Origin of the sequence: Pseudomonas sp. 18175 (genome assembly GCF_050432925.1) — a bacterium.
In the GTDB taxonomy this organism is placed as follows: domain Bacteria; phylum Pseudomonadota; class Gammaproteobacteria; order Pseudomonadales; family Pseudomonadaceae; genus Aquipseudomonas.
On the sequence record NZ_JBKFTO010000025.1, the window covers coordinates 89,255 to 99,470 of the forward strand.

Consider the following 10,216-nt stretch of genomic DNA (forward strand, 5'->3'; position numbering starts at 1 on the left):
TAAACTGCGCCCCTTTTCAAGGAGCAGACCATGGATCCGCGCAGTGAAGTACTGCTTCGTCAGGCCGAACTTTTTCAAGGCAACCTGCTGCTGGTCGGTTTGCCTGCCGACGACCTGTTGGGCCGCCTGCCCAACGCCCACGGTTGGTGCTGGCATGCCGGCGACCAGGCAGCGCTGGACGCACGCTTCCCCGAGCGCAGCCAGTTTGGTGTAAATGTGCCGCAACGGGCCTTCGATGGGGCGGTGATTTTCCTGCCCAAGTCCAAGGACCTCACCGACTACCTGCTCAACGCCGTGGCGGCACGCTTGCCCGGTGTCGAGCTGTTTTTGGTGGGGGAGAAAAAAGCCGGCATCGAAAGTGCCGCCAAGCAGATGAGCCCCTTCGGCAAACCGCGCAAGCTGGATAGCGCGCGGCATTGCCAGCTGTGGCAAGTCACCGTGGCCAACGCACCGCAAGCGGTGGAACTGGAAAGCCTGGCGCAAGTGTTTGACGTGCCGTTGGCCGAAGGCCCGCTGAAAGTGGTGAGCCTGCCAGGCGTGTTCAGCCATGGCCGCCTGGATCGCGGCACCGAGCTGCTGCTAGAGCACTTGGACAAACTGCCCAGCGGCCATTTGCTGGACTTCGGCTGCGGTGCGGGCGTGCTGGGGGCTGCGGTAAAACGTCGCTACCCGCACAACACCGTGACGCTGCTGGATGTGGACGCCTTCGCCGCCGCCAGCAGCCGCCTGACCCTGGCTGCCAACGGCCTGGAAGCCGAGGTGCTGACCGGTGATGGCATTGACGCAGCACCGATGGGTTTGAACGCGATTTTGAGCAACCCACCGTTTCACGTGGGCGTGCACACCGATTATTTCGCCACCGAGAACCTGCTGCGAAAAGCGGCAAAACACCTGGCAAAAGGCGGCGAACTTCGGCTTGTGGCCAACAGCTTCCTGAAGTACCAACCGCTGATCGAAGAGCATCTGGGCGTGTGCGCGATCAAGGCCGAAGGCAATGGTTTTCGCATTTACCGCGCCAAGCGCGGCTGACGGGCGTTTGAAAAAGAAGGCTTGCCGAATGGATTTTGCCTAGGCAGAATCCGCTCCGTCCTAGGGGAGTAGTCTCCCACGAGCGCCATGCTCGTCCGGCATACGTCAACATACTTGGTCAACAGACCATGGCGTATGCGACCCAGGAGTCCGCACAGACGGACCGGGGTTTGACAAGACCTATGACACGCACACCTTACCCGGGGCGGGAAGGCTGTACGTGTCATAGCCGTGTCGACCCGCCCCTGGAAACTTACCTGATGCTGGATTCACTACTCGTACCTACCGCAATCGTTGCCTTGGCCGAAATCGGCGACAAGACGCAACTGCTCGCGCTCATCCTCGCTGCACGCTTTCGCAAACCCTGGCCCATCATCGCCGGCATCGTCGCCGCGACCCTGGCCAACCATGCGGCAGCCGGTGCCGTGGGCGCCTGGTTTGGCAGCTTCTTCTCAGATGCGGTGTTGCACTGGATCCTCGCGGCGAGCTTCTGCGCCACCGCACTGTGGACCCTGGTACCGGACAAACTCGACGACGACGAAGCCAGCACTACGCGCAAGTTCGGGCCATTCCTGACCACGCTGATCGCGTTCTTCCTGGCGGAAATCGGTGACAAGACCCAGATCGCCACGGTGATGCTGGCGGCGCAATACCCTGAGCTGTGGTTGGTGATTATCGGCACCACGCTGGGCATGCTGATTGCCAACGTGCCGGTGGTATTGGCGGGTAATTTTGCGGCGGAGAAACTGCCGTTGACCTTGATTCGCCGGTTGGCGGCGACGGCGTTTTTCGTGCTGGCGGTTGTGGCGGTGTACAAGGCCATGCAGAGCAGCGGCTGGATCTAAATCTGTAAACCCAATCCAATGTGGGAGCGGGCTTGCTGTGGCGAGGGAGCTTGCTCCCGTTCGACAGCGAAGCTGGCGCCGGCTGTTTAGGGGCGCTTCGCACCCCAGCGCAAGCAAGCTTGCTCGCCACAGCAAGCCCGCTCCCACATTTGGATCTTCACACTATCTGGAAGATCAAGATTTCTTAGCCTGCTGATACAACGGCATCACCTTCGGAATCGCCGCCTGCAACGACGCAATCCGGCTATCCGACGCCGGGTGAGTGCTCATGAACTCCGNTCCCACATTTGGATCTTCACACTATCTGGAAGATCAAGATTTCTTAGCCTGCTGATACAACGGCATCACCTTCGGAATCGCCGCCTGCAACGACGCAATCCGGCTATCCGACGCCGGGTGAGTGCTCATGAACTCCGGCGGTGCACCTTCCGATGCCTTGGCCATCTTGTTCCACAACGTGATCGCCGCGTTCGGGTTGTAGCCCGCGCGGGCCGACAGTTCCAGGCCGATCAGGTCCGCTTCGTTTTCGTTGCTGCGGCTGTTGGGCAAGGTCATGCCGTAGTTGGCCACCGTATCCGCCAGCGCCAGGCTATCCTGGCCCAGGCCGAACAATGCACCGGCGCCCTGCTTGGCCATCTCGATACCGTAGGCCTTGGACATGGCTTCGCGGCCATGCTCACGCAAGGCGTGGGCGATTTCATGGCCCATCACTGCGGCCAGTTCGTCATCGGTCAGCTTGAGGTTGTCGATCAGCGCGCTGTACACAAAGATCTTGCCGCCAGGCCCGCAGTTGGCGTTCATCTCGTCGCTCTTGATCAGGTTCACTTCCCACTTCCACTGCGCCGCGTCCGGGCGGAAAGTCGGTGCCTGGGCGATCAAACGGTTGGCAATGGCCTGCACACGCTTGGCATTGGCGCTGGTCTTGTCCAACTGGCCCTTGCTGCTGGCCTCACCCAAGGTCTGTTGATAGGACTGGGCATACATCTGGTCGACTTCCTGGCTCGACAGCATGCTGAACATGTACTGCTTGCGCTCAACCCCAACGGCACCGCCGCTGGTGGTGTTGACCGACTGACATCCGACCAGAAGCAACGCTGCCGCCAATCCACTTACCGCCAATGATTTCTTCATATACACGCTCCCTGAAAACATGGCGCGTATCGTAGGCGCTCAATTGTATCAACGCCAGATACACCAGACGTTTAACCGCAGACTTTCGGATACATCCCACATCCAGCCCTAACCGGGGGTCAAGCATTCCGGCCCATTGAGCTTGGGATCGTTGACCATATTGGCCAGCACACGCTCACGCAACGCTGATGGCTCACTGGCCAACAAGGCTTGCAGGGTATGCAGCGGCGTCTCGGGATTGAGCCACGCCTCCTGCCCCGCCGCATCCAAAATCAAAGGCCGGCGCTGGCTCTGTGCAGCCTGGGTGACCACCGCCGTACTCAACCACACTTGCTCCTGCACCGGGTACGCCTCCCAGATCGCGGCAAAAAACAGCGTGGAGCCCTCCCCCGGCGTCAGCCAATACGGGCGCTTGCGCTGGGTGCCGCGCCACTCATAGAACCCATTGGCCGGCAGCAGGCAGCGCCGCTGGCGGAAGGCTTCGCGGAACATCGGCTGCTCGGCCAGGGTTTCGGCACGGGCATGGGCGGGGGTGCGGGACAGGTCGGTCAGCCACGGCGGCGTCAGGCCCCAGCGGGCGCGGGCCAGGGTGCGTTGACCGTCGGTGGCGCGCTGGATCAGCACCGAATCATTCGGGGAGATGTTCCACTGGGCCTGCTGGTCGGCCGGGAAGCCCGGCAAGGCAGCAAAGGTGGGGTTCCAGCGAAACAGGGCATAACGTCCACACATGGGGCAACACGACTCTTGGGGTAAACCGACCGACAGCCTAACAGACCAGCACGTCGGGGAAGCTGTCGGGTTCATCACCGGGCATCGGCTGCGCGCCGATATAGGCGGTAATCAGCTCACGGGCATCCAGCGCCCGGTCGTTGTCCACCTCAAGACCCAGCAGGCCAAAAATCGGCAGTTCGCCAGTGCCTCCGAGCAAATGGCGCCCCACCAGATGCGCCTCGATGCCTTCGCTGGCGAGCATTTGCTGCAACAACTCGCCCTCCATCAGGTTTTCCGGTTCGTAGATTCGCTGCATGGGTGTACCTGTTATTCGTTTTCGCTGCGGGTTTCAAGCATCCACTCTTCACCATGGACCTGTAGATCGAAAACGATCGGGCGGCAACAGACTTGGCAGTCCTCTATATAGGTTTGGTCACCACCGGACAAATCCACCGTCGTCTCAACGTATTCACCACAATAAGGACAATCGTACGTCGCGTTTTCCAGCATCGCAGCCTCCAAGGTGACTTGTGCGTATAATCGCCGGTCTATTTACAGGGCTATTTCCGGCCGAGCCCATTACTCGAGCCGCACCCTGATGTTTCCTTTACTTACCCTAGCCGTTTCTAACAAGAGAGCATGATGGGCCAATTCGATACCATCCGACCTTACAACGACAGCGAAGTCCCGGCAGTGCTGGACCGGCTGTTCAGTGACAAGGCCTTTCTGGACATCCTGACCCACTTCCGCTTCCCGCGCTTCGCCGGCGCCCTGGGCTGGCTGCTCAAGCCGATGATCGCCCGCAAGCTGCGCCGTGAATTTGCCGGCGTCACCACCGTGGCCACGCTGCAGGACAAAGTCGAGTATTACGTCGACCACACCATCGACCGCGCGACCGACGGCGTGACCTACACCGGCGTCGAGCAACTCAAGTCCGGCACCGCCTACCTGTTTCTGGCCAACCACCGCGACATCGTGATGGACCCGGCCTTCGTCAACTACGCCGTGTACCACGCCGGCCTGCCGACGCCGCGCATCGCCATCGGCGACAACCTGCTGCAAAAGCCGTTTGTCAGCGACCTGATGCGCCTGAACAAGAGCTTTATCGTGCACCGCTCGATCACCGGGCGAAAGGAGAAGATGGCAGCGTTCAACCTGCTGTCGGCCTATATCAACCATTCGATCCGCAACGACTGCGAGTCGATCTGGATCGCCCAGGCCGAAGGCCGCGCCAAGGATGGGGATGATCGCACCGAGTCGGCGATCCTCAAGATGTTCCACGTCAGCCGCAAGGACGAGCCGTTCGCCGAGGTCATCCAGTCACTGAACCTGACCCCGGTGTCCATCAGCTACGAGTACGACCCGTGCGACTCAGCCAAGGCCCGCGAGCTGTACATCCGCGCCACCACGGGCACCTACAGCAAGGCGCCGGGCGAAGATGACGTGAGCATTGCCCTGGGCATCACCGGCTACAAAGGCCGGGTGCACGTGAACTTTGCGCCGCCGATCACCGAGCGCTTTGAAGACACCAAGTTGCTGGCCGTGGAAATGGACCGGCAGATTCTCGGCGGCTATCGCCTGTTTCCGGTGCACTACCTGGCGTATGCCCAGTGGAGCGATGCCGACCCGCAGTTGCAAGTACCGACGGCGGCCGAAGTGTTCCCGGCTGATGAGCTGGCCAAGGCCAAGGCGGAATGGGAGCGACGCTTGAATGAATGCCCGGCGGAGCACCGGCCGTTTTTGGTGGTGCAGTATGCGACGCCGGTGCGGAATCAGTACCGGGTCAAGGCGGGTATCCCGCTGTAAACACCGAAGCAAAAAATGTGGGAGCGGGCTTATGTGGGAGCGGGCTTGCTCGCGAAGGCGGTATGTCAGACACAGAGATGTTGGCTGGCCCACCGCATTCGCGAGCAAGTCGAATCGTCGCACCGCCCCTCCCACATTGGTTTTGTGGTGTGCTTTAGAGCCGGGTGCTGATCCAGGAGGTCAGCAATGCCAACCCCAGGCAAGCAAACCCAATCCGATAAGCCAAACGATGCGCCCGCTCGGTGCGCACATCCAGAAACAGCATCGGCTGGTCAATGGGGCGGTCTTCACTTTGCGCGGTCAGTTCGGCCATCGCGCGCTGTTCGCGCAGGCGTGTGATGAACAGCAACGCTGCACCCGGGAAAGCCACGGCCAAAGCAACAACATTGATCAATAGTGCATGCAGCGCCATCAAAAACCTCGGTAAAACAGTGTCTGGGTATCAGTCCAGATACAAACCTGAACGATAGTGGCCTCCAGCGCCGCAAACGCTCCATCCCCCACGAACGGCTAATGTATCCAGTAATTTACGGCGTCACCTGAACGTCACCTTAACAAGCCACTCTGTTGCCCTTCGAACGTTCAGGAGCTTGTCATGCTGCACGCGCACAACCAGGATCGGCTGTATCTGATAGCCCAAAGCGATGAGCAGGAGGCGCTGATCGGCGGCCTGGCGTTCAACGTCCAGGATCGCCATTGGCTGGTGTATTGCGCCCTTGGCGGGCACCAGCATGCCGACTTGCCGGAGGCCGATCTGTTGACGGGGGTGAGCCTGCTGGACTTCTGTATCGACACTGCCGCCTAAAACTGGAGACGAAAAAAAACCGGGCCCATCGCGGGGCCCGGTTTTTTTAAGGATCGGTTATTGCGAGCTGAGCAAAGAACCGATGCTTGGGTCCTTGAACAGACGGGTCAAGGCGTCGCTCAACACGTCGCTGACCAGCTTGGTGTTGGTTTCCTGGTTCGGTGCCATGCCGAAACGCTGGTTCAGCGATGCGCCGTAGCGGCCGCTGTAGCGGCGGGTGCCGGCGGTGACGTCGGACTTGAAGGTTGCGCCGATGGAGGCTTCGGTCACGTACAGGCCTTCTTTAGGCGACTGGTACTTCAGTTCGGCCAGGGTGATGGTCAACTGCGGCGCGCCTGGGGAGTTGGCCGGGGTGAAACCCAGCAAGCGCACGGCCGCTTCGGCCTGGGCTTGCAGCTTGGGCAGCACGTCTTGCGCGTTCACGGATACCAGTGCGGTCTCCGGGTACAGGCCGCCACGGGACCCCAGGGTTGGCGACGGACGACCGTCCACCACACGCACCGACACCGGCTGGCCATGACCCACTGGGGCCAACTGCGTGGTGAGTTTCGGTTCCGGGCTCAGTTGCTGCGGGCTGTTGGCGCAGCCAACCAGGGTCAAGCTGGTCACAGTGATCAAACCGAACAACAGGCGTTGCAACATGCGCTTCTCTCCAGAATTCAGGTACCGACAGGTCGGCAGTATAGCGGTGCGCCATTGCCGTGAACCAGCGTCACTTACAACCTCAGACCTGTAAGGGCGGCAGCGGTTCGATGTCACCGAGATGTCACAGCCGAGACATCGGCTCGTCATCCCGCCAAGGCATGCTTGGCTTCAATCTGAAGGAGGTTGATCGCCATGCATTTTCTCTGGTCGCTGTTTACCCGCAAGCCCGCGCTTCGCCAGTTTGCCCTGCTCGATGCCCAAGGCCGTTGCCAAGCGTTCAAAGCGTGCATCGAGCCTCCCGTAGGTGCTGGCTGGGTGGAAATCGAGGAGATTCGCCTGAGCTGGATGCACCGTCCACTGCCGGCCCATGCCCGTGTGAGCCCACGCCCAGTACGGTCGCCCCGCCACCAGCCGTTGGCCGCCTGACCGAACACCTAATAAAAGTCATAAAACACGCCCATTTCTTTGGCGTTCTTCGCTACAATCTCCCCCCGATTATAAGGACGTCTCCTGATCGGGCCCCGCAGCATCGTTAATGCCCCGGCATTAACCCACCAATCGCCCACAGAGAGCCGCCCACACAGATCGAATAGAGCTGGCGTGCTTGCTGTTTTCGTTGCAAACCACCCGTCTTTATATCGAATCTGCCAGAGCTGCCATTGCGCTCGGCCACTTGAGTTGTTTGCCCGTTTTGCCGCGTGTCGGCAAGGTATCCGGGCCAGGTGCCAGGCTGGGGCAGCCCTTTTTTGAGGTTCACGTCTTCAAAAGAGCGTGAAAAAAACGGGTTTTCACAACTTCACAAGAGTGTGGCGAGCAAATGAATAGTTTGGCGTTTGTACAAGCACCATCAGCGTCTGGAACAGCCCCACCACACAGGACCGAGCACGCCTTAAAAACCGGAGCTTGAGCCTGTCCGCTACGGATTGGTTGCACGAATCGCACGCTTTGACCATAAGTCGAATTGCCACAGGCGCCCATGAATGCGTTCATAGGCAGATTAGCCCGGCAGGAAGCGTGTGCTGAAGTTGCAAAGAATTGCGAAACGGACATGGCGATCCTGGCCATGGGTAACCTGGGGCAACACGTGAACCGCCCCGTCACTCCTGGCAGCCATGCCGTCAATTTGGTGCTGCAGATTTTGGAGACGCGTTAAATGGCGCATAACGAAGCAGTCGACGTAGTACTGGTAGGGGCCGGCATCATGAGTGCCACCCTGGCCGTATTGCTCAAAGAGCTCGACCCCGGCCTCAAGCTGGAAGTCGTTGAGCTGATGGATTCGGGTGCCGCGGAAAGTTCCAACCCGTGGAACAACGCCGGCACCGGCCACGCCGGGCTGTGTGAGCTGAACTACACGCCGCAGGCCGCCGATGGCTCCATCGACATCAAGAAAGCCGTGCACATCAACACCCAGTTCGAGGTGTCGAAGCAGTTCTGGGCGTACCTGACCAAAAAGGGCACCTTTGGCTCCTCCAAGTCCTTTATCAGCCCGGTGCCGCACCTGAGCTTCGTGCAGGGCGAAAAAGGCGTGGACTTCCTCAAGAAGCGCTTTGAATCCCTCAGCCAACACCACGCGTTTTCGGATATGCGCTACACCGAAGACCGTAGCGAAATGGCCGAGTGGATGCCGTTGATGATGCCGGGCCGTCCAGTCGACGAAAAAATCGCCGCCACCCGCGTGCTCAACGGTACCGACGTCAACTTCGGCGCCCTGACTAACCAGTTGCTGGGTCACCTGACCAGCTCGCCAGACGCCCAGGTCAAGTACAGCAAGCGCGTCACCGGCCTCAAGCGCAACGGCGCCGGCTGGACCGTGAGCATCAAGGACGTCAACAGCGGCAATAGCCGTGAAGTCGACGCCAAGTTCGTGTTCCTCGGCGCCGGTGGCGCGGCCCTGCCGCTGCTGCAAGCTTCGGGTATCGAAGAAAGTAAAGGTTTTGGCGGCTTCCCGGTCAGCGGCCAGTGGCTGCGTTGCGACAACCCGGAAGTGGTCAAGCACCACCAGGCCAAGGTCTACAGCCAGGCCGCCGTGGGTTCGCCGCCGATGTCCGTGCCGCACTTGGACACCCGTGTGGTCGATGGCAAGAAATCCCTGCTGTTTGGGCCATACGCCGGTTTCACCACCAAGTTCCTCAAGCACGGCTCGTTCCTTGACCTGCCGCTGTCGATTCGCGCCGGCAACATCGGCCCGATGCTGGCCGTGGCCCGCGACAACATGGACCTGACCAAGTACCTGGTCAGCGAAGTGCGCCAATCCATGGAGCAGCGCCTGGAATCCCTGCGTCGCTTCTACCCTGAGGCCAAAGCCGAAGACTGGCGCCTGGAAGTGGCCGGCCAACGGGTGCAGATCATCAAGAAAGACCCGAAGAAAGGCGGCGTGCTGCAATTTGGCACCGAGCTGGTGGCGGCCAAAGACGGCTCGCTGGCAGCGCTGCTGGGCGCATCCCCGGGTGCTTCGGTGACCGTTTCGATCATGCTGGAACTGATCGAGAAGTGCTTCCCGGGCAAAGCTGCAGGCGAATGGGCTGCCAAGCTGCAGGAAATCTTCCCGGCACGGGAAAAGGTTCTGGAGACGGACGCCGAGCTGTACCGCAAGATCAACGCGCAGAACAACATCAGCCTGGAGCTGGTTGAACCTGTAGGAGCGAGCTCGCTCGCGAAAAACGTCAACGATAACGCAGCGCATATGGAATAACGCGGCGCTCTTAGATTCTTCGCGAGCAAGCTCGCTCCTACAGTAAAAGCAAAAACGCCCCGCCCTCTGCATGAGGTCAGGGCGTTTTTTTATGGGCCGGAAAATCAGCCGCGAGCGTTTTCGATCAGTTCGATGTACTCGTCCGCGTTGCGCTGGTCCTTGATCAGGTCGACGAAGGTCTGGCCATGCTCGTCCTTGCCGTCAAGATCCAGGCCCGCTTCCTTGAAAAAGCCAAGGAAGCGCTCGAAATCGTCGATACGCAAGCCGCGGTAGGCCTTGATCAGTTTGTGCAGGGACGGGGAAGTCGCGTCAACCGGCTCGAAGTCCAGGAACAACTTGATCTGGTCGTCGCCGATCTCGTCACCAATCACCTGTTTCTTATCTTTACGCATTACCGACTCCAGCCTGCAGACATTTACACGGGACTGGAAGTCTACCTGCCGGACACCTCCTTCGAAAACAACCAAACACGCCTGTGGGAGCTAGCTTGCCTGCGATAGCGGTGTGTCAGCGCAATAGATTTCAACTGACAGACCGCTATCGCAGGCAAGC

At 60.1% G+C, this 10,216-nt stretch carries 13 protein-coding genes and 1 riboswitch; of the genes, 6 read left to right on the forward strand and 7 right to left on the reverse strand.

The genetic code is table 11. The features are described 5' to 3' along the window. Positions 1–30: 30 nt before the first annotated feature. Both ACLD1Y_RS26280 and ACLD1Y_RS26285 read left to right on the forward strand, forming a co-directional pair. Positions 31–1,029 (forward strand): methyltransferase, encoded by a 999-nt coding sequence (locus ACLD1Y_RS26280; RefSeq protein ID WP_429480651.1) that lies wholly within the window; start codon positions 31–33, stop codon positions 1,027–1,029. Positions 1,030–1,079: 50 nt separating this feature from the next. Further along, positions 1,080–1,201: riboswitch (yybP-ykoY riboswitch) on the forward strand. A gap of 88 nt (positions 1,202–1,289) precedes the next feature. Further along, on the forward strand, positions 1,290–1,874 hold the full coding sequence (locus ACLD1Y_RS26285; RefSeq protein WP_016974259.1) for a TMEM165/GDT1 family protein: 585 nt from the start codon (positions 1,290–1,292) through the stop codon (positions 1,872–1,874). Positions 1,875–2,186: 312 nt separating this feature from the next. Here the strand turns inward: ACLD1Y_RS26285 and ACLD1Y_RS26290 are convergent, their stop codons facing one another. From ACLD1Y_RS26290 to ACLD1Y_RS26305, 4 genes are all read right to left on the reverse strand, one after another. Next, complete coding sequence (locus tag ACLD1Y_RS26290; RefSeq protein ID WP_135287451.1) at positions 2,187–3,005, reverse strand: M48 family metallopeptidase; 819 nt, start codon at positions 3,003–3,005, stop codon at positions 2,187–2,189. 108 nt (positions 3,006–3,113) lie between these two features. Then, on the reverse strand, positions 3,114–3,734 hold the full coding sequence (locus tag ACLD1Y_RS26295) for an SOS response-associated peptidase (protein ID WP_429480652.1): 621 nt from the start codon (positions 3,732–3,734) through the stop codon (positions 3,114–3,116). Positions 3,735–3,771: 37 nt separating this feature from the next. Then, positions 3,772–4,032, reverse strand: a complete 261-nt coding sequence (locus ACLD1Y_RS26300; protein ID WP_429480653.1) for a putative signal transducing protein — start codon at positions 4,030–4,032, stop codon at positions 3,772–3,774. Between the two features lie 11 nt (positions 4,033–4,043). Further along, positions 4,044–4,226, reverse strand: coding sequence for a CPXCG motif-containing cysteine-rich protein (locus ACLD1Y_RS26305; RefSeq protein ID WP_429480654.1), 183 nt, complete (start codon positions 4,224–4,226; stop codon positions 4,044–4,046). Between the two features lie 132 nt (positions 4,227–4,358). On the opposite strand from ACLD1Y_RS26305, the gene ACLD1Y_RS26310 reads away from it, so the two are divergent. Beyond that, positions 4,359–5,522 carry a 1-acyl-sn-glycerol-3-phosphate acyltransferase gene (locus ACLD1Y_RS26310; RefSeq protein WP_429480655.1) on the forward strand — a complete coding sequence of 388 codons (1,164 nt, stop codon included), beginning with the start codon at positions 4,359–4,361 and terminating at the stop codon, positions 5,520–5,522. Positions 5,523–5,676: 154 nt separating this feature from the next. On the opposite strand, the gene ACLD1Y_RS26315 is transcribed toward ACLD1Y_RS26310, so the two are convergent. After that, positions 5,677–5,934: a hypothetical protein gene (locus ACLD1Y_RS26315; RefSeq protein ID WP_429480656.1), complete on the reverse strand. Its 258-nt coding sequence runs from the start codon at positions 5,932–5,934 to the stop codon at positions 5,677–5,679. Between the two features lie 183 nt (positions 5,935–6,117). Here ACLD1Y_RS26315 and ACLD1Y_RS26320 point away from each other — a divergent pair, with 183 nt between their 5' ends. Beyond that, positions 6,118–6,327: a hypothetical protein gene (locus ACLD1Y_RS26320; protein ID WP_078731597.1), complete on the forward strand. Its 210-nt coding sequence runs from the start codon at positions 6,118–6,120 to the stop codon at positions 6,325–6,327. A 57-nt stretch (positions 6,328–6,384) separates the two neighbouring features. Here ACLD1Y_RS26320 and ACLD1Y_RS26325 read toward each other — a convergent pair whose 3' ends face one another. Further along, the gene (locus ACLD1Y_RS26325; protein ID WP_185708379.1) at positions 6,385–6,969 is read right to left on the reverse strand and encodes a YajG family lipoprotein; all 585 of its coding nucleotides are present in this window, start codon (positions 6,967–6,969) and stop codon (positions 6,385–6,387) included. 195 nt (positions 6,970–7,164) lie between these two features. Here ACLD1Y_RS26325 and ACLD1Y_RS26330 point away from each other — a divergent pair, with 195 nt between their 5' ends. Further along, positions 7,165–7,398, forward strand: coding sequence for a hypothetical protein (locus ACLD1Y_RS26330; protein WP_429480657.1), 234 nt, complete (start codon positions 7,165–7,167; stop codon positions 7,396–7,398). Between the two features lie 727 nt (positions 7,399–8,125). Further along, entirely contained in the window at positions 8,126–9,664 is a 1,539-nt protein-coding gene (gene mqo / locus ACLD1Y_RS26335; RefSeq protein WP_429480658.1) for a malate dehydrogenase (quinone), read from the forward strand. Between the two features lie 104 nt (positions 9,665–9,768). On the opposite strand, the gene ACLD1Y_RS26340 is transcribed toward mqo, so the two are convergent. Continuing rightward, the gene (locus ACLD1Y_RS26340; RefSeq protein ID WP_016976601.1) at positions 9,769–10,056 is read right to left on the reverse strand and encodes a PA4642 family protein; all 288 of its coding nucleotides are present in this window, start codon (positions 10,054–10,056) and stop codon (positions 9,769–9,771) included. Positions 10,057–10,216: the final 160 nt, after the last annotated feature.